Genomic DNA, 24,950 nt, shown 5'->3' with positions numbered 1-24,950 from the left:
CGTCCGATACCATGCCCGGTTAGGTTGCGGATCACCCGATAGCCTTCCTTTTTAGCAGACAGGTCAATAAACCGTCCCAGCTCCGACACTTTCATGCCCGGCCGTATGTATTGTATTGCCTGCAATAAGATCTTACGGGAGGCTGCTACCAATTTTGAGTGGCCCGAAATATCTTCACCCAGCACAAATGAACCGCCATTATCTGACCAGTATCCGTTCAATTCGGCAGACACATCAATATTCACCAGGTCACCGGTAGCCAATAGCTTATCCTGCCGGGGAATTCCATGTGCAATTTCATGGTTCACACTTATGCAGGTATAACCGGGAAAACCATAGGTTTTATAAGGAGCCGAACTGGCTCCAAAACTTTCTAAAAGCGATCCGCCATAATCGTCCAGTTCCTTACAGCTCATACCCGGACGGGCATACGCCCTCATTTTTTTAAGCGTTGCAGCTACAGCCGCGCTTACCGCCTGCATTCCTAAAAGATCGTTGGCAGAAGAAATTGACATTCGGCAAAGATACCGCGGATAATAAACAAGGAAGAATTAAATCGTATAACGTATTATTGCAATAGGTTGGGGCAGTTAAACCAATTATTAATCACTGTTGAATGGTGTTCTTTGCTCTTAAGTTCTTAAAAAAATCAGCTGTTTCCCTGCTGTTGTATCCAACTGTTGCAACGGCGCAGGATACCAGTTTTGTACAACCCGTAAAAGATTTTGTTACACTAAAACTTGCCCTGAGTTCTGAAATAGAAAATTTTTCTGTCCATAGTGCAAACACCTATTACCAGATCAACCCAAATACCGCCACGGTAGCCAGTTTCAGCCTTAACTATTCTTTCCTGTCTGTTTCTGCAAAATTTAGTCCCTCTTTTTTCCCAGGCAATGCTGATACAGAAGAAAAAGGTAAAACCAGTAGCCGGGGGCTTTCTCTAAACCTGAATTTCGAACACTGGCTGCAGGAATTAGCCTATACCCGAACCAATGGATATTACCTATACAATACCTCGGATTACCAGCCGGGTTGGCAGGAAGGCGATGCCTATATCCAGTTTCCTGATTTATTATTTAAAAGCGTTCAGGGCGTTACGGGTTATAAACTTAACCGGAATTTTTCGTTTAATGCACTGGCTACACAATCGGAACGGCAACTAAAAAGTGCCGGCAGTTTTGTGCCTCAATTTTTATATAGGTATTATATAACTGATGACAGAACGCCTCTTGTGGGCAGCAATCAAAGCTCCCAAAAATCACGCAACCTTGAGCTTTTGCTGGGGGCAGGCTATTACCACAACTTCGTGATACGAAAGAATGTTTATATTGCTTTAGGACTAACACCAGGCGCCGGTATTTTGTTTATGAATTTAACAACAAGAGCCTTCGATGGCTCAACAATCCATAGCCGTCAGCGCGATTTTATTTTTCGGGCAGATGCCCGCGCCGGACTTGCCTATAATGGAGAGCGATTTTTTGGGGGCCTGTATGCTACGGCATTTACCGCATCTTATGAACAGGATAACTCGCAGGTTATAAACGGAAATGCCCGACTGTTTTACAAAATTTTCCTGGGATACCGGATACCTGCGCCATCGCTTCTAAAAGAGAAAGTCAACTATATTAAAAATAAACTGATCCACACAAAAAAACAGTCATAAACACCTGCCAAAATCAACTTGTATGAAACAACTTACCTTATTATTTATGTCAGTATTGCTGATAACTTTCAGCTTTGCACAGGAAAACACAAAAAACGATGTCATTTTAAAGCTTAACGGAGAAGAGTTAAGCGGAAAAATAATTGAAATGTCGGACGACGAAGTAAAATTCAGTTATGCGGGTGAAACTCTCGTATACAAAATAAAAAAAGCCGATATCCTGAAAATCACTTTCGGAAGCGGACGTATTGAAATAATAACAAAACAACCCCTGCCCTCCGAAAGTAAAGCTGGTAATGCGGCAACAGGTGCTGGCTCAGGGCCGGGCTTGGCTGATCACCATAACAAAGTTGCTGTTCTCCCCATCTCCTTCCTGAAAGACGGCGAGTCGGCCTCTGATGATATCAGTCTTAAAGTACAAAATGAAACCTATTCTTTTCTAAGTAAACATGCGGGCATTATGACAGTGATCGATCCGCGTACCACCAATGCTTTATTGATTAAAGCTGGCATTAACAAAGAAACCATTAAGGGATACACCATGGACGACCTCTGCAATATCCTGGGTGTAGAATACGTGGTGGACGGAATCGTTTCCATTAACAAAACCACGCAAACCAATATAACCAGCGGTAATTCCAACACCACTTATTCCAGCAAAAACAACGATAAGAACAACCAGTACAAAAGCAATGAAAAAAGTAGCGGATCAGTAGTTTCTACCAGTACCCAAAACTATGAAACCAGCTTAACGCTGAGCATTTATAACGATAAAGGTACCAGTGTTTACAGCCAGGAAAGAAGGTCTTTCTGGAATACCCAGGACGCTTATAAATCTACCCTGGAATACCTGCTGAAAAGATGCCCGCTTTATTCTAAGTAATACCTGCATGATAAACGCACGTTATGTTCTACGAATTGCAGCCTGCTGCCTGGTTGGTTTAGCAGGCTGTTTTTCCGTTGCTGCACAACAGAAAAACAGTGCGGACTCTACTTTTATGCAAAAGGTAGAGCAAATCGGCAAAAGCGAAGTTACCAGCAGTATTGCCAAATATCAAACCGAACGGAAAGAAGCTAGGCAACGCATGCTGCTGGAAGCGATCCGTTTTGAGATTCAAAAAGCCGGCTTATTTTTAAAACAAACGGTCGATACCTCAGATATTGTCCGGGACCTTGCCAAAAGCAAAAAATCCTATGACATTGTTATTGACGGCATTTTTAAAAACCAGGGCACTCATCACACACAACGCAATCTTACCGTATCTGATATTATCCTGGAACAGATTTCCATTTCACTTGAAACCCACCGGGCCACCCTTAATTCCTATTACAAAACACTTTCTGATTCCAGGTTCCGGATCGATTCCCTGTCGAGCGACTCGGTCATTTACCAGTTTCCTACCGACTCGGCAGCTGTAATAAAATATTTTAAAACAATGCTGTCCATAATGCAGGAAGTGGCACCCCTGGACAGCTTTATTACCAATGCCGTTTCGAATATCCAAGAGTTGCTACAGGAGATGGATATGTTCGCCTATAAAGTACATACAGCCAGGAACGAAATTGAAAAACTTAATACAGCACTATCCATTCATTTGGGAGACAGAGAATTTCCCAACCTTTGGGAAAAACCTAAAAACAAACGTCCCTTTCCTGAAATCCTGTCTATTTCCAGGAAAAAAGAACTATTGGCCATTGATTTTTACGTACATGATACCAAATGGCGGCTATTATTGTTCAGCCTGCTGTTCCTGTGTGTAAGCATCTTCCTGATTTCATTGAAACATCGTTTAAAGACGGAGCAGCTATTGCAGGAATCAAACGAAGGGAAACTGGTTGTTCGCTTCCCCCTTGCGGCTGCCTTTATTCTAACCAGTTCCATATTTCAATTCATATTTCTTGACCCGCCATTTATTTTCAGCTTTATCCTCTGGACAATTTCCGCTGTTTGCCTTTCTGTTTTATTTTACCGGTATATAACCGGATTCTGGATGCGCTTCTGGCTGATTATGGTTTGCGCCTTCCTGCTGGCAGGGGTAAGTAATATGTTATTACAGGCCTCGCGTATGGAGCGCTGGTGCATGCTTGCCCTGCAACTATTTGGCACCATCTACGGTTTGTATATTCTAAGCAGCCGGCATAAACATGCTTTAAAAGAAAATAAAATTCTCTATTTCGTTAGCATCTTTACCTTAATCGAATTTATAGCTGCAGGGTTTAATTTGTTTGGCCGGTATAATTTATCCAAAACCTGTATGATCGTGGGGTACAGCGGCTTAATTATCGCGATCCTTTTTTTGTGGACCGTGCGCCTGGTAAATGAAGGACTGAGTTTGGCTACCCAGGTTTACCAGCATCCCGACAAAAAATTATTCTACATCAATTTTCATAAGGTCGGCAATAAAGTTCCGCCTGTTTTTTACCTGTTCCTGATTATTGGCTGGGGCATTTTAATGGGACGGCATTTTTTTATATTCCGTAAAATAGCCGGCCCACTCAATAACTTTTTAACAACCGAACGAACACTTGGTGATTACAGTTTTACGATTAATGGAATTTTTATTTTTGTACTGATTTTGTTTTGTTCGCTTTTTTTATCCAGGCTGATTTCTTTTTTTGCTTCGGAACCGGATCCCACCCGGGGAAACACCGACAGGAAAGGAAAAGTAGAAGCAGGAAGCTGGCTACTGCTTATCCGCATCATCATAATCAGCGTGGGTCTATTTCTGGCAATAGCAGCAGCGGGTATTCCGCTCGACAGGATCACCCTTATTATTGGCGCATTAGGTGTTGGTATCGGCTTAGGCCTGCAGGCCCTGGTTAATAACCTCGTTAGTGGATTGATCATAGCTTTTGAAAAGCCAGTTAACGTAGGGGATATTATTGAAGTAGATGGCAAAAGCGGCACCATGAAGTCGATCGGTTTCCGCTCCAGCGTAGTTGTTACGGCCGATGGTTCCAGCCTGATCATACCAAATGGCGACTTGCTGAGCCAGCACCTGGTTAACTGGACCATGAGTAGAAACCGGAAACGACTGAACCTGGTGATAGGGGTTGCCTATGGAACAGATCTTGCCAAGGCAGAAGCATTGCTGTTGACAATTCTAAAAAATGAAGAGCGGATCGCCAATAACCCACCGCCCGTAGTGCTGGCGCGCGACTTTGCTTCCAGCAGCATTGAATTGGAAATTTTCTTCTGGATGAACGATTTACGGCTGGGTGGCATCGTAAAAAGTGCCATTATTCAGCAGATTGATCAGCAATTTAAAGCGGCAGGTATTCATATTCCAGTACCCCAACAGGAAATCTGGCTGCATAAACCACCCACTGATACAACTAATCAATAAACCACTCTATCATGTATAAAAAATTTTTTTTCACTGGTATGGGCGCTTTGCTGATTTGCAGCCTTGTTTCCTGCAATAATGCTGGTTCCGACACGGCCGCAGAATCAGCAGCCACCCCGGCTGATACCACCAGTCAAACAGTTGTTGTGGATAGTACGCCGGCTTATGGCATACACACCAATCGCGCGGAAGCCGTGCAATTGGTTCGCGAAACACTCAAGGCCCTGTATAAAGAAGATATCGACAAAAACCTGCTGGATTCCCTAAGCCGCAGTTTTATCCTTTTCGAATACGATTTAAATGAAGATGGAAAGAAGGAAATCCTGGTGGCGCAGAACGGCCCTTATTTTTGTGGAACAGGCGGGTGTACCCTTTTACTGTTATCGCCGGAAGGCAAGCTGCTTACCCGGTTTTCAGTTACCGATCTTCCAATTATTGTTTTGCGAAATCGTACTAACGGATGGAATGACTTATTACTCAGCAGTGCCGGAAAACTGCACCACATGAAATTTGATGGCAAAAAATACCCTTCCAATCCAAGTATTGCGCCTGTATTCAAGCAGTTACCCGGTGATGAGCTTCCCCGCTTATTGGATGAAGCCAATGAACCCTACCCGCGTTTTAATTTTTGAAGAACCGAACGGTGGTTGTTAAACCTGGGAATCTGCTGTAGGCTCCTGTGCGTCGGTTACCGGAACGGCAGCTGTTTCCTTTTTTCTTCTGATAAAATTCCATACTGCACTACCGGCACCGATGAGGCCTAATGCAATCAATTTCCAGAATTTAAGCAATACCGCAAAAAAGCCTGCCTTCGCTAATATTTTACCGGCAACCAGTCCGCCTACCGTCCAGGCAGCTACCTCATCTGCATTTGAATCAAAATCGGCATACCGATGCCCTTCCTTGAAATCTACACTGGCCAATACCTCGTCAATACTTGCCTGCACCCGGGGTAATTCTTCCATACCTGCAACGGCGTTAATAAGAAAAATACCCTTACGGCCTAGGATCCGCAGGTTATAATTAAGGGTATGAATGCTATCTCCCCCAAACTCAAGTTCTTTAGCCCAATGCAAGGTTTTTTTTGCCTTATCGTAGTATGGATGAGCGGCCCAACCTATTAATTCAACGGGCTCATAACCAGCACTTACCCGTTGTTCATTAACAGCCCTTGCCTCCTCCTGTTGTTCTTTTAGCAGATCGTCGTAATTAATATCGCCGGCATCACTGTCTTTAACATAGCCCATAGGGTCAAAACTGATGGTAAATGCCCAGGATCCCTTTCCTACAACTCCTGCATTTTCCGGAACCAGCATACCCAGTACACTGGTATCTTCCGGATTTCCCCAAAGATCTTCCAGCACATACCGGCTTTCTGTGCGGTCAAGAAATCTAAATCCTGCAGGCACTTTCAACTGCGCATTGCCAGATTCCAGTTCAATGGTTCCGGTCTTATAAGCCAGTGAATTATTTACAGAATCAATTTTAAACTGCAAGCTGTCCTTTTCCTGGGCAAATAAACCCGGCAAAACCAGCAAACTTATTAAAAGGGACAGCGTAATTCTTTTCATAAGACAACATTAAGCTGCCAAAATAATAGCGCTTTTCCATATTTGCAAGCAAGTTGTTAAATACGTTTTAACAAACGGGCAGGCAGCAGAAAAATGGCTTTTACCAGCTCCAATACACCATCTACTGCAAACCCAAGTAACCTGAAGGGCAGCAGCAGCAGCCATAGAACCGGGTACAAGAGCAAGGCCAGCAAGGCCAGTGGCCAACAAAGCACAAATAATAGTAACCAAAGCAGAAAACTTATCATGTAGCAGAATTTAATTCGGTTAAGCGGACCTGCGCTGCGTTTACTTCCAGTTGCACCCATGCGCCGCATTTGAGGGCAAAATTGTTCTTCTGATGGCCTACCGGGAAATCGAAACAGACTGGATAACTGCAATCGGCCAGTTTTTCAAGCACGATTTCCTGGAGATTTTTCCCAAATTCTTCGGCCGGATTTTCAGCTGCTTTGTGTTTGAAGCCGCCGATAATTAAGCCAGCCAGGTGTTCCAGCTTGCCGCTTCGTTTAATATTCCAGAACATCCGGTCAATGCTGTAGAGGTATTCGCCGGTATCTTCCAGGAACAGGATTTTTCCGCGGGTATGCAGGTCCGATTCTGAGCCGGAAATAGACTCAATGGTTTTACAGTTCCCCCCGATCAATTGCCCCACTCCCACACCGGGTCGGTTCAGGTTGGCGGATGGCAACTCAAATTGCATGGGTTTTCCAAAAAGCAGATCACGGATAGATAATATCGTAGCTTTTTGCAGGTCGTCTGCCTTTTGCCAGTTATCCGGAAAACTGTTGCACATTTTCGAATGAATGGACGCCAGCCCTGTTTTACGGAAAAGATGGGCATGCAATACCGTTACATCACTGAAACCGATCAGCCATTTAGGATGCCGGCGCAGTGGATGAAAATTAATGGCATCGATGATCCGGATCAGGCCATAGCCACCCCTGGCGCAAAGAATTGCCTTTATAGACGGATCATTGATAAGATTTTGAAGATCGGCAGCTCTTTCCAGGTCGGTTCCACCAAAACTACCCGCTCTTTTGCCGATGGTAGCCCCCAGTTGCACACGCAGCCCCCAGGATTCCAGTTGCAAAACAGCAGGAATAATTTCTTCCTTTGTTATATAACCGGCAGGAGAGGTAATTGCAATAAGATCGCCCTGCTTTAAAAAGGGCGGTTGCTTATAACCGGCCTCTTCCTCCATAGCGGAAAGTCCCCAATATGGCAGGCTAGTTCCAATTGAAAGGGCAGCCAGTTGCTTTAGAAAATCAGTACGCTCCATACCTTAAAGATATTTGCTTTACTGTATAGAGAAGCGGGATTCCTCCCGAAGGTTGGCTGCCTTTCCGTATTTTTGCGCCCTAGCGGCTACGGCCCGAACATATTAAAGAGAGGAATCATGCAAGAACCGAAAAGATACCTGATAACCGCTGCCCTGCCCTATGCCAACGGCCTAAAACATATTGGCCACCTGGCAGGTGCTTATCTTCCGGCGGATATCTATGTACGTTACCTGCGGGCAAAAAAAAGAGATGTGGTGTTCGTGTGCGGAAGTGACGAACATGGTACAGCAATTCCGATACAGGCCATGAAAGAAGGAACCACCCCACAGGCCATCATCGATAAATACCACGAGATCATTAAGCAAAACTTTGCCGACCTGAGTATTTCCTTTGATATCTATGATCGTACCAGTGCCGCTATTCACCATGAAACCTCCCGCGAGTTTTTTACTGCATTGGAACAGGCTGGAGAATTGGAGACAAAGGAAACCGACCAGTATTTTGATGAACAGGCGGGCAGTTTTCTGGCAGATCGATACATTAAAGGCACTTGCCCGAATTGCGGATTTACGAGTGCTTACGGCGATCAGTGCGAAAAATGTGGTACAGCGCTTAGTCCGGATGAACTGATCAACCCCGTGAGTACCCTAAGCGGGGCTGCTCCGATCAAGAAAAAAACCACCCATTGGTACCTTCCCTTAAACCGCCACGAAGCATTTTTACGGCAGTGGATCCTGGAAGAGCATAAAGAAGACTGGAGAGCCAACGTATTAGGACAATGCAAAAGCTGGATAGACGGGGGCTTGCAGCCCCGTGCTGTAACGCGAGACCTTGACTGGGGCATTGAAGTTCCCCTACCCGAAGCAAAAGGAAAAGTATTGTATGTATGGTTTGATGCCCCCATCGGCTATATCAGTGCAACCCGTACCTGGGCAGCGCAGCAGCAAAAAGATTGGAAGCCATATTGGTACAGCAAGGATACCAAACTGGTTCATTTTATCGGAAAAGACAATATCGTGTTCCATGCCATCATTTTTCCGGTAATGCTGAAACTACATGGAAATATCCTGCCTGATAATGTACCCAGTAATGAATTCCTGAACCTGGAAGGTGATAAAATGAGTACCAGCAGAAACTGGAAACTCGACATGCAGGATTATATTGATGACTTTGTTAAGAAAGAGAATGGTGGACCACAACTGGTAGATGCCCTGCGTTATTACCTGACACTGATAGCCCCCGAAACAAAGGACAGCGAGTTTACCTGGAAAGGATTTCAGGATGCGGTAAATAGTGAGCTGGTGGCAATTTTTGGAAATTTTGTTAACCGAACATTTGTGTTAATGCACAAATTAACGGGTGGAAAAGTTCCACCCCTGCATGCAGAATTCCTGGATCAAAAAGACCATGACCTGGCAGCAGCCATACTTGAAACCAAAGAAAAAATGCAGACCCTGCTGGAAGGTTATAAATTCAGGGAAGCACAATTTGAACTGGTTGATTTGGCCAGAAAAGGCAACCGCTATATGCAGGAAAAAGAACCCTGGATCAAAGCAAAAGCGGGCAGCAGCGCACAACCTGCAATCGATAACTGCCTGCACTATTGCCTTCAACTTTGTGCCAACCTGGCTATACTGGCACACCCTTTCCTGCCCAATACTTCTAAGAAAATGTTGCACCTGATGAAAGTGGTGGACAAATTACTGGACTGGGAAAATGCCGGCTCCTTAAAACTACTAAGTGTTGGCTATAGCCTGCGCGCCCCCGAACTATTATTCAGAAAAATTGAAGACATGGAAATACAGGAACAGGTTGATAAATTAAAGAACAATAGCCTACCCGCTCAACCAACAACAGCAACCGTTGAAGCCACCACACCCGCGGTGCCGGAGAAACCCGCAAAAGCCATTATCCAATTTGATGATTTTGCAAAAATTGACCTGAAAGTGGGTACCATACGTACAGCAGAAAAAGTGGAAAAAGCAGATAAACTGCTGAAATTGTCCATCGATCTGGGTACAGAAACCAGGACAATTGTAAGCGGCATTGCCCTGCATTTCAAACCCGAAGAGATTATTGGAAAACAGGTAGTAGTAGTGGCCAACCTGGCACCCAGGAAAATGAGGGGCATTGAAAGTAATGGGATGATCCTGATGGCTGAAGACCAATCCGGCAAACTACATTTTGTTCAACCCGAATCAATGATTCAGGAAGGCGCAGGAGTAAGTTAATAAACAGATAATCAATCCTTTTACAAAGGAGGTTGTTCAGCCCGATTGTTGAACAACCTCTTTTTTTTGATTAACTTGTAAGCCATGGGCAGGATTTTGCGTAAACACCGGATCATGATGGGAGCAGGAATAACCCTGGTGGTTATAGGTTTGGTGGCCGGCTATCTCTTACGCTACCGGTCTGTAGAAGCAGTGGAACAATTGGTCAACAATTTGTCGGGAGGTGAATATACATTTACCGCCACCAGTTTCAAGTTTAACCTGTTCAAATTCCAGATCAATGCAAAAAATGTTGAAGTGGTACCCACCACCAAAAACAATGATAATACCCAGTTTCTATTCAGGGCAGACTCACTTTCCATCAACGTTAACAATCCTATCCAATTACTATTTTTCAAGCGGCTTTCTGTCAATAAACTAATCATCAAAACCCCTTACCTGGAACTTAAGACCCTGCAGAAAGATAGTTTGCGGAATAAGCTTATGCGACCCCTGCGGGTAGAAATTGCTGCCGTACAGGATGTTTTTTTTAACGTATTATCATCCCTGGAAGTACAGCACTTCAAATTAACGGATGGAAGCGTGTCTATTTATCCGGATTTCAACCAGCACCAGCGACGCTTTTTCCTCAATCATATTTTTTTATCGCTGGATGATCTTCACCTGCTTCGTAAGATTAAACAATGGGATAATACCAACCGGGTTGCGGTCGATTTCCGGCTACTAAAACCAATTATTGAATACCCCGATAGCAGTTTGCAGGTTGTATTGGATAAACTGGTGTGGCAGTCGAGGCAACGCCGTTTCGAGTTAAGCGGCCTGGATTTTCACAAAAGAATGGAAAACAACCAGGAAAAATCAGGCTTCCGACTGGAAAATATTCAGCTAGACTCCCTGAACTGGAATAAATTACTAACAGAAGGACGCATAGAGCTGGGCTTATTAAAAGCAGGCAAAGGATTTTTTACCAGCAACAATATCCGGTTCAGAAGAAGCAGCGATAAAAAAACCGTTCGGGTAGAAAACAGTTTCCTGGATGTATTAGGGCCCATTAATATTAAACAGGTTGAAATAGATAGTATAGAATTTAGTGGCACGACTTATGGCCGAAGAGGCAAAGAAACGCTGCAACTGTTTGGTGATAATTTCCTGGTCACCAACCTGGTCGTAGACAATGCCCTGCCCAATAAAATTGAACTGGACGACCTGGAATTTGCCGTACGTGGATTTCTTGAATCGGATAGTAACAAATCCTTTCAAACCGGCTTTGATGGCATGCGGATCAAAAAAAACCAATTGATCCTGCAAAACTATTTTCTACGTACGGCCAACCGTTCCAATACTGGAAACAACAGTATCCAAACCAGGCAGCTTATCCTAAACAACCTTTCGATACCGGAATTATTGAATGGCAGGCTGCAGGCGAATGAACTGTTTCTGATTGAACCAAATGTACGCATTCATTTAGGCGGTAATAAACAACCTAAAAAAACAAATCCGATCCGCGAAATTCAACGAACCATCCGAAGAAAATTACAGATAGAAACCATCCGCATACTGGATGCAGATTTGTTAATTACTGCAGAAAAAAGAAAAGATCCACTGGTACAGTCCACTTCCTTTTCCGCCATTATTTCCAGCAACAGTGTATTGCGGGCGGGTACACTGGAACAATTGTTTGATGGAAAGAACAAACTGGAAATGCCACAGCTTGCACTACGCTTTAATAATTTAAAAATTGATTTAAAAGATGCTGTTTATGAAAACAATTCATTAACGGCTATAAATGCAAAAGGATATTCATCCGACCAGTTGGTCCGCTTTAACCTTAACAGGGTTCATGTAAAAGATATTAATGCAGCAGGTATAATTACTGGAAAAGATACCAACTGGGTACGTGAAATCGTGCTGGGATCAGGGGACCTGACCATTCGATCAAATGGATCGAAAAAAAACAACCACCCATCTGCCAGGTTGCCCAAACATATTATCCGCAATATCAGAACCGGCAAAATTGACCTGATGTTGGAACAACCCGGCTTGCAAGTCAACTCCAGGATCGATAGTTTATCGGTAGACAGTTTACAGTATGAAAACAATCAATGGAAATGGCACTCCTATTACCTGGCCGGCAGAAAATTGACGCTAGAGGCCCCAAGGCTACAGGTAAGCACAGCTCAATTCCGGATAAGCAGCCTAGGAGGTTCCACTTTTAAACAGCTGCAAGTAGAGGCTGAAACCGATAAGTTATCCATTTCGGCAAACATCCCGGGGCTTCAATCGGAAGGCAGCCCTGCCTCTTTGAAAGACCCACTAACGGCCATCCGTAAAGCCGTATTGAATAACCCGACCATCCGGCTGGTTTTAAAAGAACAAAAAGAATTCAAAGAAGCATCGCGGCCCGATAAACCTATCAGGCAATTACCGGCTATTGAATTGACCGAACCAACCGTAGACATAAGAAGAACCAGCAACGACAGCACGTTTCAGTTATTTAGCAGCAGCGGCGGATTTTTTAAAACAGCCCCTATTTCTCTGAATAATGGGCAGCTTAAAACAGACCAGATCAGCTTTTCTCTCTACGATATCATAGCCATACCAGATAAAACCAGCTTGCAGCTTGGATCCTTTAGTTTAGCGGCCGGTAATTTTGTATTGGACAAAAGCCTGACTGCAAAAATCGGGCTTATTGCAGTGAATAAAGGTTTACTGAATCACCAAACCGATAACTACAAATTAGGGGTGAAAGATATCCGGATAAGCAACCGGGCTCCCATTGATTTTTCCAGCGAAAAAGAAGACCTGAAAAATTTTCTGAAAAACCTACCTCATATTAATGTGGCTGCAGAGGAAGTTCGGTTGGAAAATAGCCGGCATACCTGGCTGTTATTGCATCCACAGGTAAATGCCGATCAGAAAATCCTGGGCTTTGACAGCATCCGGTTTTCCAACCTTTTGTCGAAAGACAGTTTTTTTAAACAATCTGAATACCAAACCGATTTTATTGAATTTACGGCAGGCAAGAGCAGGATACTAGGATACGAACGAACCTTTCCTGGTTCTGACACCTTATGGAAGGCCAACCGAATTGAGTTTGACCAGTTTCACCTGATGGTGGATCGGGATAAGCGATTACCTGTTGATACTGTAAGTTATCGTCCACTGCTAACTGACCTGATAAAAAACATACCCCTGAATATAGAACTCGGCGCTGCCCTGCTAACCAATTCGAGGATACAATACAACGAAACCAGCAGCAAAACCGGGAAGGAAGGACGGGTATGGTTCAGCAACCTCAACATGGTGGCTGGTCCCATTAAGAACTATGACTTGCAGCAAAAAGACTCGTTTAATGTGAGTATCACCTGCGATTTTATGGATCAGGGAAAATTAAAATTTGCATTCCGCCAATCCTATACCGACAGCCTCAAAGGTTTTTTATTGCTGGCGAGAATGGGAACGATGCGACTGGATGCCTTATCGCCCCTTTTACGGCCCTTGTTTAACCTGCATATCAGGGATGGCCGCACCGACAGCCTGTGGCTACGGGTAAAGGGCAATGATTATTTTGCCTACGGTCATATGGAACTGGACTACCATAAACTTCGATTTGAATTATTAAAGGAGGATGGTAAAAAGAAAAAATTCGCCAGTTTCTTAGCCAATCTCCTGATAAAAAATAAAAATGCAAAAAAAGGGCTGGTATACCAGGAACGTATCCGAAACAAATCAACTTTTAATTTCTGGGGTAAAATAGCGCTTAGTGGTTTAATGAATAATATGGGTATTAAAAGAGATAAAAAATATCTTCGTACCTATAAAAAAGAAGCAGCCCGGTTAGCTATTCCGGAAGAATTGCTTCAATAAAGATTGCCATGCCTGCTGCTTATTTATTATCGATTCTTGGAATTGCTATAGTATTTATCATTATAGCCTGTTCGGTCTGGAAATGGCATCCCTTAATCGTATTATTGATAGCCGCCCTCGCAACCGGTTTACTTACGGGAATACCTGCTAAAAAAACAGTAGATACCATGTTATCGGGGGCCGGTTTAGTATTTGCCGGCATTGGTTTTATTATTGTGCTGGGAAGTTTTTTGGGCGAAGTATTGGAGCGTACCGGGGCTGCCGGTCAGTTGGCCAATCAGTTAGTGAGGCGCGCGCCGGGCAAAAGAATGCCTTTGTATACGCATGCAATGGGCCTGCTGGTAGGCATTCCTGTATTCTGCGATGCAGGGTTTATTTTGTTATCCCGGCTAATTCAATCCATGGCTCAGGTACAGGGCAGTTCCCTACCCGCCCTTCAGTTATCATTGGGAACCGGTTTGTATGGCACCCATATACTTATACCCCCCACGCCCGGGCCTATGGCAGCAGCCGGAAACCTGGGACTGGGAAATCAACTGGGGTGGGTAATATTATGGGGCTTGGTATTGCTGCTTCCCATAAGTTTAATTACCACCTGGCTAATTCGAAAAATGGATGGCGCTAACCTGCTGGCACAAACGAATACTACGCTAACTGGTACAGCTACAACTGCTATCCAGGAAAACAACAGTGCATTATGGAAGGCATTCATTCCTTTAGTATTGCCTTTGTTATTAATTGCTGCCGGATCCATATTGCCCTTGTTTATAGCCAATAAATCTGCCATTAATTTCCTGGAATTGCTGGGGCATCCGGTAATAGCATTGGGTAGCAGCGCCCTGGTTGCATTGCTACTCCTGGCCAGGCCGGATAAAAAGCAATGGGGCAACTGGTTTGGGCAGGCCCTGCTGCAATCGGGGCCTATTATACTTATAACAACTGCCGGCGGAGCATTTGGAGCAGTATTGAAGGCTACGCCCATACAGGAAGTACTGGGTAATTTCTTGCAGTCGGCCAGTATTCCCGATTGGGCAGTATACCCCTTTGCATTTATTCTGGCAGCTATCCTGAAAACCGCACAGGGTTCGTCTACCGCAGCCCTGATTATCAGCTCAGCCTTGTTGTTTCCGATCATGGGTTCCTTTGCACTTAACACCGCACAGCAGGCCCTGGTAGTACTGGCTATTGGTGCAGGCGCGATGACGGTGAGCCATGCGAACGACAGTTATTTCTGGGTAATTCATCAATATGGTCAGATTCCGGTTAACCAACTTTACAGAACCTATACATTACTGACGGCAGCTATGGGCTTTACGACCCTGTTGGGCGTATTGCTGCTTTACTTTTTAACAGGATAAGCACCATGTCCATTACATTGGTTTGGGTGGGTCCGGTTTTAATTAAGCCTCCGACCGAACCAAAATAAGTATATGCATCCTGGTTAATAAATGCGGGCCGGGGATCCGGACCAACACTATTGATCCTATGCAGCAGCTCATGGTCAACCAGAGCGCCTGCAGCATCTGTTGGACCATCGGTACCGTCAGTACCCCCACTTAAAATGGCAAAGTCAAAGAAATTCAGGCGGCTGTACAGATCAGGAGACTCAACGCAGGCAGCTACGAGTGACAGCACAAACTCCTGGTTGCGGCCACCTTTACCGTTTCCGGTTAAGGTTACCGTTGTTTCTCCGCCGGCAATAAAACATCGAGCGGCGTTTTGTTCCCTGCCCACCACTTCTTCCATTTCCTGGAGACAATGGGCTAATAATACCGAGGCCTGTTCCCTGGCTTCACCTTCCAGCCTTGATTGAAAAATTACCGGATCGTAACCGGCCTGTAAGGCTGCCTGCGCAGCAGCCTCAAGAGCAGTTTGATTGGTTGCCAGCAGGTGATGAGTAATCCGGTCAAAAACCGGATCGCCTGGTTTCGGGGTTTCATATCGGGCATCTGCCCTGATTTTAGCCAGCTGCGCGGCAATAGCAGGTGGCAACTGATCCTGCAGCTGGTACCGATAAATAGTTTGGTCAACCTCACCAATAGTACTGCTATCCGGGAAAAAAGGTCCGCTGGCTATAACGGAGAAATCATCGCCGGGCACATCACTTACCACAGCTACTTCTATTCGTGCATTGTTGGCAAGCCGCGCCAACTGGCCTCCTTTTATACCAGAAAAGTGTTTACGAACAGCATTCATTTCCTGGATCGATGCGCCGGAAGCCAGTAGTAACTGATAAAATGACTGCATATCCTCCAGGCTGCACCCCTCTGGTGCATCGGCTACCAGTGCACTTGCGCCACCGCTGAGCAATACCAGCAGCAAATCTTCTTCTCGCAGGGAACTTACCAGTTTCTTTACTGCAAGCCCGGCTGCCAGACTTTGTGCATCCGGAACAGGGTGCCCCGCTTCCAATTGAGGCCAGCTCAAAGCGGGAAGCGCATGGGCTTCCTTGGTTATTACCAGCGCTTCCTGCACCAGGTCGCCCGCTTTTTTTTGCCATTCCAAGGCCATCAGTGCAGCTGCTTTACCCATTGCCAGTACTACCAACCTGCCAATGGAAGCAGTGTCGATCCATTGTTGGCCAATCCGTATCTCCTTTCCTTTACGGTCAAAAAAATCATCCATAAATACCGGGGGTAATACGGCATGTACGCCGGCCCTGAAAATAGACATAGCAGCTTCTCGAATCATAGCTACAATATAGGACTTATAGGGGTAGCGCCCCCCCTCCCTACCAGCTTAAATAAAAGCTCTGCCAATTGCTGGATTTTCCAATAAATCATTAACTTCGGCTAAATTAGTTGTTTAGCTAACTATTTTTTCGGTAGAATAAACAAACAGACTTGTTATATGAAAAGAACGATTAAAAAAGTGGCTGTATTGGGAAGTGGCGTAATGGGTTCGAGGATTGCCTGTCATTTTGCAGGGATTGGGTTGCCCGTACTATTGCTTGATATGGTACCAACCGAGGCAACCGAATCAACGGATAAAGCTGCCCGTAACAAGTTAGTGAATGATGCGCTCCAGGCGGCATTGAAATCGAACCCTTCCCCGGTATATTCGAAAGAAGCAATAAAGCGGATCAGCACCGGAAATTTTACCGACAACATGAAACATATTGCCGGTGCCGACTGGATTATTGAAGTGGTAGTGGAGCGGCTGGATATCAAACAACAGATTTTTACGCAGGTTGAAGCGTATCGTACGCCTGGCACCCTGATAACCTCCAATACATCGGGTATTCCTATTCATTTAATGGCTGAAGGCCGTTCAGAAGATTTTAAAGCCCATTTCTGCGGCACCCATTTTTTTAATCCGCCCCGTTATCTGAGACTGCTGGAAATAATTCCTACGCCGCATACGAAAAAAGAAGTGGTGGATTTCCTGCTGCAGTTCGGAAGCCTGCAATTGGGAAAAACCACCGTGTTATGCAAGGATACCCCGGCATTTATTGCCAACCGTATTGGCGTGTACGGAATCATGGCCATATTTGGATTAGCCGATAAACTGGGTTTAAGTATTGATGCTATTGATGCTTTAACCGGCCCCATAATAGGCCGGCCAAAATCAGCCACTTTCCGCACGGCAGATGTGGTGGGAATTGATACCCTGGTAAAAGTGGCAAGAGGTGTAGCCGAAAACTGCAGGCAGGACGAGCAGAACAACGTATTTACCATTCCCTCCTGGCTCGAAAAAATGGTTTCGAATAAATGGCTGGGAGATAAAACCGGGCAGGGTTTCTTTAAAAAAACAAAGGCTGCCAGTGGAGAAAAAGAAATCCTTACACTTGACCTTTCCACGATGGAATATGGTGCCCGGCAAAAACCAAAATTTGCCAGCCTGGAAGCCGCCAAACCGGTCGATGATCTGAAAACCCGCCTGAAAATGCTGGTTGCCGGCACAGATAAAGCCGGTGAATTTTATCGGCATTTTCATTATGGCTTATTCTCTTACATAGCACACCGGATACCGGAAATATCAGACGAACTCTATCGCATAGATGACGCCATGATGGCCGGCTTCGGATGGGAAATCGGCGCCTTTGAAAGTTGGGACGAATTAGGAGTAGAAAAAACGATCCCTAAAATGAAAGAAGCGGGGTATGCTGTTCCAGCCTGGGTGGAAGAAATGCTGGCAGCGGGTATTACCCGTTTTTATAAAGTGGAGAATGGGAAGCGGTATTATTATGATATTGCCTCAAAAGCCTATCAGCCAATACCTGGTGCGGAAGCTTTTATTGTGATGAAGAACTTCGAGGGACAAACGATCTGGAAGAATGCTGCCTGCAGAGCATACCACTTGGGAGATGAGGTAATCGGACTGGAATGGTCCACTAAAATGAATAGCATTGGCGGCGAGGTATTGGAAGCCATACAGCGATCGATTTCCATTGCCGAAGAAAGCTATAAGGGATTGGTAATTGCCAATGAAGGAGCCAATTTCAGTGCAGGTGCCAATGTAGGTATGATTTTTATGCTGGCCATAGAACAGGAATACGACGAGTTGGATATGGCCATCCGTCAATTTCAGCAATCCATGATGCGTGCCCGCTATTCATCGGTTCCGGTAGTAATTGCACCCCATGGATTATCCCTTGGCGGAGGATGTGAACTCAACCTGCATGCTGATAAAATTTGTGCCGCAGCAGAAACCTATATAGGACTGGTGGAGTTGGGCGTTGGGCTGATACCTGGCGGGGGCGGAACAAAGGAATTCACCCTTCGCGCCGCAGACGAAATGCATGAAGATGAGCCCGAAACAATTACATTAAAAAACAGGTTCCTTTCCATTGCCACGGCAAAAGTGGCTACGTCGGCACAGGAAGGCATGGAAATGGGAATTTTGCGAAAAGGCAGGGATGAAATTGTTTTGAACCAGGGCAGAAGAATTGGGGAAGCAAAAAAATCGGTCCTTGAATTATATGATAGTGGTTATGTAACACCGGTTCAGCGAACAGATATAAAAGTACTGGGAAGAGCTGGCTTAGGAACCCTGCTTACTGGTATCAATGGCATGTTAAGAGCTAACTATGCTACGGAGCACGATGCACTGGTGGCCAGAAAACTGGCCTATGTAATGTGTGGGGGCGATTTGAGTGAACCCACCCTGGTATCTGAACAGTATTTACTTGACCTGGAAAGAGAAGCATTTTTATCGCTGTGCGGCGAAAGAAAAAGCCTGGAACGAATTCAATCTGTACTAAAATCCGGAAAACCGATCCGGAACTAAACGATCAGCTACCAAACAGCCCTTCGCGTAACACACATAGAGGAGCCGGCCATTGGGCCGGCTTTTTTTGCCTTTGGAACAATACATTTCCTTTCCTGCAGGGCTTGACTTATCTTGTTCAAAAAAGCAGCATGGATGTATTGGTATTGGATTCCATCCAAAAAGCATATGGTCCTGTCAAAGCCCTGAAAGGTGTTAGCCTGGCTATACCAGAGGGAACTGTATATGGAATATTGGGGCCTAATGGCAGTGGAAAAACAACGCTTCTGAGCATTATCCTGGATGTTTTGGCGGCAGATAAGGGATCCTATTCCTGGTTCGGAAAACCCGGCTCTAAAGAGCAGCGCAAAAAAATCGGATCGCTCCTGGAAACACCTAATTTCTACCACTACCTGTCGGCCGTTAATAATCTGAAAATAACACATACCATTAGTGGACGCGGATCCCTGGCAGACATTCATGATGTATTGAAAAAAGTAAATCTTTACGAACGCAGGAACAGCCGGTTCAGCACCTATAGCCTTGGCATGAAACAGCGGCTGGCCATAGCTGCGGCATTACTGGGTGCGCCCAAAGTATTAGTACTGGATGAACCTACGAATGGATTGGATCCTGTGGGGATTGCAGAAATCCGCGACCTTATCAAACTATTACGCGAAAACGGCACCACAGTTATTATTGCCAGCCACCTGCTAGATGAAGTAGAAAAAGTTTGTACCCATGTAGCGATTCTGAAAACAGGAACATTAATTACACAAGGTACCGTGGAAGAAGTGCTGGCAGATGAAGACCTATTGGAGATTGCTGCACCCGATCTGGAAGCATTAAAAAACCAGATGGCCCGGTATCCGGGTATTGATTCAACAGAAACTGCTAATGGTCTTCTGATTCTTAAAGGACCTAAAGGCAGCATAAACCCGGCAGCTATCAATAGCTATTGCCATGGTGCAGGTATTTCCCTCACGCATCTTGCCCTGCGAAAAAAACGACTCGAAGCCCGCTTTTTTGAATTAACCAGTAATTAACCGATGATACATTTATTAAAAACTGAATGGCTTAAGATAAACCGATACCCGGCTTTTTGGTTATTGCTGGGAATTTGTATGATTACCTATCCGGGCATTAACCTGATCTTTTTAAATGTTTACCAGGAAATAACCCAGAAAGAATCTACCACCGGGCAAATTGTAACCATGTTACTGGGCAATCCGTTTTCCTTTCCGGAAGTTTGGAAAACCAGTGCCTTTTTATCCTCTGTATTTGTTTTTATTCCCGCCATTCTGATCATTATGCTGATCACGAATGAGTATAATTACAAAACATCGCGCCAAAACATTATTGATGGCTGGAGCAGAACTGAATTTATGTGGGCCAAAGCAATTGATGTGTTGCTGATTACTGCAATTGTTACCGTTATGTATGCTACCGTTGCCTTTTTTATGGGCCTTCAAAATACAGTTGATAGCTTTCAACCCTTTGAACAGGTCTATTATGTAGGCCTGTTTGCCTTGCAGACTTTTTCACAGCTATCCCTGGCATTTTTAATCGGCTTACTGGTGCGGAAAGCCTTTATTGCCATGGCCATTTTCCTGTTTTACGGATTAATAGCCGAACCAATTGCGGTAAACCTACTGAAGTATAAATTCAAATCCGGCATTGGCCGTTTTTTCCCTATGGAAATTTCTGATCGCCTGATACCTGCGCCTGCATTTATGAGTAAAATGGATGAAGCCGCATACCAGGCTTCCCTGGATGCGATCAGCTCTCATATTTTCCTGACCCTTGGTTTACTTGCCCTTACCTGGCTGATTGTTTACCAACTCTACCTCAAACGCGACCTCTGACCTTCTTCTGCCGGACGACACCCAACGGAAGAAGCTTGTAAAACCGGAAAACAGGTCTTATATTGTTGCTATTAATGTATGAAAATGGACAACCAGGCAACTGAAAACGATCTTTTAGAAGACTTTCATTCTGTTACTAGTTTAGAGGAAGCCAGTACAGGACAACGATTTGCCAATTACCTGGTAGACCTCGTTGCATTTATCGCCTTCATGTTCCTCTACGGTGTACTAAGTTTTTTTGTTGTTCGTGTAACCGGTATATCCATTGATCCATTCGATGAAGACGGGAATGGTTTTGTTCAAAATATATACAGCCTGCTTTTTTATGCATTTTTTTACAGTGTTGTAGAAGGGCTTACCAAAGGGCGGTCATTAGGGAAATTGACTACCAGAACAAAAGTGGTGCATAAGGAAGGGCAACCACTGAAATTTAAAGATTTCGTGCTTCGTAGTCTTTGTAGAATTGTTCCGTTCGAACCATTTTCAGCTTTCGGAGGCTATCCCTGGCATGATACCTGGACCAAAACCCGGGTGGTACAAATCCGCTGATATCAGCTTTCCTTTATAAGTGCAGTCAGTGCAGCTTCAATAGTGGGGAAAGCAAATTGAAAATTCGCTTCTCCCAGTTTACTACTGCTAACCGTTGTGCTTTTTAATACTTCAATACTCATTTCACCCATCACCAGTTTAAGGAGTATGCCCGGCACATGAACCGGCAGAAAACTATTTCCCCGCAGTTCCTTAGCTAGGGTAAGAACCAGTTTCCTGTTATTAACCGGAGTAGGGGCTACCGCGTTAAAAACACCTTGCCAGCTACTGGTTTCCATGGCATATATATATAGCCGTACCAAATCCTGCAGATGAATCCAACTGATCATTTGTTTGCCGGAGCTGAGGATAGTAGCAAAACCAAGTTTCAGTGGCTTTATAAATTCAGCCAGTGCGCCCCCCTCTTTAGCCAAAACAATACCGGTTCTTAAAATCACCAATCGCTTTCCCATTTCAGTGATGGGTGCCATCGATTCTTCCCATGCCTGGCAGGTGGAACCCAGAAAATCATCATGGGCGGGGGCAGTTTCCTGGAATGGGGCAGGATTTGGAACCACCGGATCAGGGCCATACCAACCTATGGCAGAAGCTGCCACTACCACCTTTATGTTATTAGGGATTGCTGCTACTGCTTTACAGATCAACGCTCCTCCTTTCACCCGGCTTTCCCGAATTTCTTGTTTTCGTTTTGCCGTCCATCGTTGATCGGCTACTCCCGCTCCTGCCAGGTGTAAAACAGCGGTAGCTGATCGGATCGCCATTTCATCAATGGTGCCAGCAGCCGGATCCCATGCCGCATAACGTAATTTTTCAGAGGTAGTATGCTTTTCCGGATGCCGGGTAAGCACAATAACGGTATGACCCGCTTTTAGCAGGGTATCGGTCAGTGCTTTTCCTATAAGTCCGGTTCCTCCTGTTATAACTACTGTTTGCATACGACAGCTTTTTAATGGTTAAACAAAGGCCCCTCGCAAAAACGAAGGGCCGACTATCCTTTTCGGATAAACAACTAAAAACAAAAATCGTTGATCAAGACAGGTGCGGCCTGTTTAATCAGGTTTTTTTCCGTCCAGAAAAGTATTGATGGTACTGATCTGTGTATTATTTTGTTCATCTGTTTTAACCGTATAATTGCTGTAGAAGTTTTCAGCCGGTGAAACAGTGTTATAGAGTTCAAGGTTGCGGCGGATATAGGCCGGCACAGTGTCAAACTCATTGTTTGGGTCCGCTGCATTGATATTGAACGACAGATTACGTAATTTCTGTATTCTCTCTGCTGCTTTCCTTTTTTGTTCTTCCACTTCGTCCAGCATTGCCGGCTCCTCAGGTGAAGGATAAAAAGACGGTTGAGCTGATGGTGCCAACGGCTTGTCCGCCGCAGGGGTTTCATCTTTTATCACCAATTGCATATCGAAAGAAGGTTCTTCATCTTTCTGTGGCATTGCCGGCAACTGCTGACGGATGGGTTCGTTCACAGGAGAACTGTTTTCCTGGCTAGAACGTTGTTCAGGCCGTTTTTCTGGCTCTGCATAAATATTGGATGGCTTGGCCAAGTATCCTCCGGATGCTGCAGACACAGGAGAATTATTTTCACTCAGGTTGAGCTGAATTCTTTCTTCGGGTATAGATACGGGTGAGTGCTGCGAAACTACGGGTTGAGGCGCTTCCTTAGCAATAGAGTTATCCACCGTATTCTTACGGTCATCTACATCCGTAAATGTCACTACCCTGCTCGTATTTTCCCGAACTGGTTCTTCTTCCACCAGCTTTGGCTGCAGGGCTTCCGGCAACTCCATTTCCATTTTTGGCTGTTCGGGAACCACGGTAACCGGCGGCTGGGCAGCTTCGGCTTTCAGCGGACGTTCGGCTGGTTTCAGTACCGCAACACCCGGGCGGCTGGTTGAAACTGCAGGCGTATTGGGCACCGGGTTATAATAGGCTTTATCTTCAGTACCAAACGGCAATACCGACTGATCAAGCGTCATTACAATTTTTTCATCCTTTTTCTGCTCCGGCTGCTGAACGGCTCGCTTGTTAAATGGATCTTTGTATTCAAAACCGGTTGCAATCAGGGTTATTCCAATCTGATCACCCAGCGAATTATCGTATCCCAAACCAAGGATCACATCCGTGTCTTCTCCGGCATGGCTGAGCAGGTAATTCTGGATAGTATCTACTTCGTCCATGGTAAACTCATGCTGTCCTTCGGCTGAATTGATATTAATAAGGATCCAGCGGGCGCCCCGGATATCATTATCATTCAAGAGAGGAGAGTTAAGAGCTTCTTCAATGGCTCGTTGCGCACGCTGTTCTCCGGAAGCAGAAGCATTTCCTAAGATAGCCACCCCTCCATTCCGCATTACTGTACATACATCCGCAAAATCCACATTGATCTGACCGGTGCTGCTGATTACATCCGTTATACATTTAGCAGCAGTTGCCAGCACATTATCAGCTTTGGCAAAAGCTTCTTTCATTTTAAGGTTACCGTACTGATGGCGCAATTTATCGTTGCTGATCACCAGCAGCGTATCTACATAATCCTTTAGTTGCTGAATGCCTTCTTCTGCCTGCAACTGTCGTTTTCTTCCTTCATAAGAAAACGGGGTAGTTACAATACCTACAGTCAGTATACCCAGGTCTTTACAAATTTTGGAAATAATAGGCGCACCTCCTGTTCCGGTTCCTCCTCCCATTCCGGCGGTGATAAATGCCATCTTGGTATTTACTTCCAGGATGCGTTTGATCTCTTCCAGGCTTTCCTGGGTAGCCTGCTTCCCTATTTCAGGATTGGCGCCAGCGCCGAGCCCCTGGGTAAGATGTGGGCCCAGCTGTATTTTATTGGGCACCTGGCTCTGTGCAATGGCCTGGGCATCCGTATTACATATAATAAAATTCACCCCGTCAATACTTTGACTGAACATGTGATTAACAGCATTGCTGCCACCACCTCCTACACCAATCACCTTGATGATGGATGATTTTTCCTTCGGTAAATCAAAGTGTATCATATCACGATTTTGTTTTGCGTCCGCTGTTTCCAGCTGGTTTGTTATAGAATGTATGGGTTAGTGCGATATCTATTAGAAATTCTTATCTTCTTCCTCTTTAAACAAATCAATCAGGTTGTCTTTGAACTTACTCCAAAACCGATTGATTCCTCCCAGTTCTTTGGTGCGATGGCTTACTTCCACCGGAGTTTCCACTTCTTCCTGAACCAATGTATCCTGCAGATCTGGCTGCTGGATTTCTTTTTTCAACTCTTTCGGGATCTCCACCATTTTAAACTGTTTGCTGAACAGTTTGCGATTGCGCTCATAATCATCGTAGCCTTTCAGAATAAGCCCGATACAGGTAGAGTACATCGGC

General features: G+C 45.0%; 18 protein-coding genes and 1 pseudogene. 11 read left to right on the top strand and 8 right to left on the bottom strand.

Going from position 1 to position 24,950, the window contains the following annotated elements:
* Positions 1 to 515, bottom strand: a 515-nt coding sequence (locus A1D16_RS01350) for a M24 family metallopeptidase (protein WP_290706995.1), incomplete at its 3' end; no start/stop codon positions are given.
* Positions 516 to 616: 101 nt separating this feature from the next.
* Here A1D16_RS01350 and A1D16_RS01345 point away from each other — a divergent pair.
* Genes A1D16_RS01345 through A1D16_RS01330 form a run of 4 tightly spaced genes read left to right on the top strand, consistent with a single transcriptional unit; the run spans position 617 to position 5,642 of the window.
* The gene (locus A1D16_RS01345) at positions 617 to 1,663 is read left to right on the top strand and encodes a DUF4421 family protein (RefSeq protein ID WP_290706993.1); all 1,047 of its coding nucleotides are present in this window, start codon (positions 617 to 619) and stop codon (positions 1,661 to 1,663) included.
* A 22-nt stretch (positions 1,664 to 1,685) separates the two neighbouring features.
* On the top strand, positions 1,686 to 2,546 hold the full coding sequence (locus A1D16_RS01340; protein ID WP_290706991.1) for a hypothetical protein: 861 nt from the start codon (positions 1,686 to 1,688) through the stop codon (positions 2,544 to 2,546).
* 7 nt (positions 2,547 to 2,553) lie between these two features.
* Entirely contained in the window at positions 2,554 to 5,010 is a 2,457-nt protein-coding gene (locus A1D16_RS01335; protein ID WP_290706989.1) for a mechanosensitive ion channel domain-containing protein, read from the top strand.
* An 11-nt stretch (positions 5,011 to 5,021) separates the two neighbouring features.
* Complete coding sequence (locus A1D16_RS01330; RefSeq protein WP_290706987.1) at positions 5,022 to 5,642, top strand: hypothetical protein; 621 nt, start codon at positions 5,022 to 5,024, stop codon at positions 5,640 to 5,642.
* An 18-nt stretch (positions 5,643 to 5,660) separates the two neighbouring features.
* Here A1D16_RS01330 and A1D16_RS01325 read toward each other — a convergent pair whose 3' ends face one another.
* From A1D16_RS01325 to A1D16_RS01315, 3 genes are read right to left on the bottom strand one after another with little or no spacing between them, the layout of a single operon-like run.
* The gene (locus A1D16_RS01325) at positions 5,661 to 6,581 is read right to left on the bottom strand and encodes a DUF2167 domain-containing protein (protein ID WP_290706985.1); all 921 of its coding nucleotides are present in this window, start codon (positions 6,579 to 6,581) and stop codon (positions 5,661 to 5,663) included.
* A gap of 56 nt (positions 6,582 to 6,637) precedes the next feature.
* A complete protein-coding gene (locus A1D16_RS01320) occupies positions 6,638 to 6,829 on the bottom strand; it encodes a hypothetical protein (RefSeq protein WP_290706982.1) in 192 nt (63 codons plus the stop codon).
* Positions 6,826 to 7,860, bottom strand: coding sequence for an LD-carboxypeptidase (locus tag A1D16_RS01315; RefSeq protein ID WP_290706980.1), 1,035 nt, complete (start codon positions 7,858 to 7,860; stop codon positions 6,826 to 6,828). Before A1D16_RS01315 ends, A1D16_RS01320 begins: the two co-directional genes overlap by 4 nt.
* 117 nt (positions 7,861 to 7,977) lie before the next feature.
* Here A1D16_RS01315 and metG point away from each other — a divergent pair, with 117 nt between their 5' ends.
* The 3 genes from metG (at position 7,978) to A1D16_RS01300 (ending at position 15,317) form a co-directional block, all read left to right on the top strand.
* On the top strand, positions 7,978 to 10,092 hold the full coding sequence (gene metG / locus A1D16_RS01310) for a methionine--tRNA ligase (protein WP_290706977.1): 2,115 nt from the start codon (positions 7,978 to 7,980) through the stop codon (positions 10,090 to 10,092).
* Positions 10,093 to 10,176: 84 nt separating this feature from the next.
* A complete protein-coding gene (locus A1D16_RS01305) occupies positions 10,177 to 13,959 on the top strand; it encodes a hypothetical protein (RefSeq protein ID WP_290706975.1) in 3,783 nt (1,260 codons plus the stop codon).
* A gap of 8 nt (positions 13,960 to 13,967) precedes the next feature.
* A complete protein-coding gene (locus tag A1D16_RS01300; RefSeq protein WP_290706973.1) occupies positions 13,968 to 15,317 on the top strand; it encodes a GntP family permease in 1,350 nt (449 codons plus the stop codon).
* Here the strand turns inward: A1D16_RS01300 and A1D16_RS01295 are convergent.
* Positions 15,271 to 16,650 carry a DUF4147 domain-containing protein gene (locus tag A1D16_RS01295; RefSeq protein ID WP_290706972.1) on the bottom strand — a complete coding sequence of 460 codons (1,380 nt, stop codon included), beginning with the start codon at positions 16,648 to 16,650 and terminating at the stop codon, positions 15,271 to 15,273. The genes A1D16_RS01300 and A1D16_RS01295 overlap by 47 nt on opposite strands.
* Positions 16,651 to 16,809: 159 nt before the next feature.
* Between A1D16_RS01295 and A1D16_RS01290 the strand changes: the two genes are divergently transcribed.
* The 4 genes from A1D16_RS01290 (at position 16,810) to A1D16_RS01275 (ending at position 21,581) form a co-directional block, all read left to right on the top strand.
* Positions 16,810 to 19,188 carry a 3-hydroxyacyl-CoA dehydrogenase NAD-binding domain-containing protein gene (locus A1D16_RS01290; protein ID WP_290706970.1) on the top strand — a complete coding sequence of 793 codons (2,379 nt, stop codon included), beginning with the start codon at positions 16,810 to 16,812 and terminating at the stop codon, positions 19,186 to 19,188.
* A gap of 131 nt (positions 19,189 to 19,319) precedes the next feature.
* Complete coding sequence (locus A1D16_RS01285) at positions 19,320 to 20,213, top strand: ABC transporter ATP-binding protein (protein ID WP_290706967.1); 894 nt, start codon at positions 19,320 to 19,322, stop codon at positions 20,211 to 20,213.
* Positions 20,214 to 20,216: 3 nt separating this feature from the next.
* Entirely contained in the window at positions 20,217 to 21,032 is an 816-nt protein-coding gene (locus A1D16_RS01280) for an ABC transporter permease (RefSeq protein WP_290706965.1), read from the top strand.
* A 78-nt stretch (positions 21,033 to 21,110) separates the two neighbouring features.
* On the top strand, positions 21,111 to 21,581 hold the full coding sequence (locus A1D16_RS01275; RefSeq protein ID WP_290706963.1) for an RDD family protein: 471 nt from the start codon (positions 21,111 to 21,113) through the stop codon (positions 21,579 to 21,581).
* A 2-nt stretch (positions 21,582 to 21,583) separates the two neighbouring features.
* Here A1D16_RS01275 and A1D16_RS01270 read toward each other — a convergent pair whose 3' ends face one another.
* The 3 genes and pseudogenes from A1D16_RS01270 to A1D16_RS01260 all read right to left on the bottom strand — a co-directional run.
* On the bottom strand, positions 21,584 to 22,516 hold the full coding sequence (locus A1D16_RS01270; protein ID WP_290706961.1) for a TIGR01777 family oxidoreductase: 933 nt from the start codon (positions 22,514 to 22,516) through the stop codon (positions 21,584 to 21,586).
* Positions 22,517 to 22,630: 114 nt separating this feature from the next.
* A complete protein-coding gene (ftsZ, locus tag A1D16_RS01265; protein WP_290706959.1) occupies positions 22,631 to 24,592 on the bottom strand; it encodes a cell division protein FtsZ in 1,962 nt (653 codons plus the stop codon).
* Between the two features lie 72 nt (positions 24,593 to 24,664).
* A pseudogene (locus A1D16_RS01260) lies at positions 24,665 to 24,950 on the bottom strand (cell division protein FtsA); the annotation flags it as partial.

The organism is Flavihumibacter sp. CACIAM 22H1, from assembly GCF_001601815.1.
Taxonomy (GTDB): domain Bacteria; phylum Bacteroidota; class Bacteroidia; order Chitinophagales; family Chitinophagaceae; genus Flavihumibacter.
The sequence above is the reverse complement of the archived record's forward strand: the minus strand, read 5'-3'. Positions and strand labels throughout refer to the sequence as shown.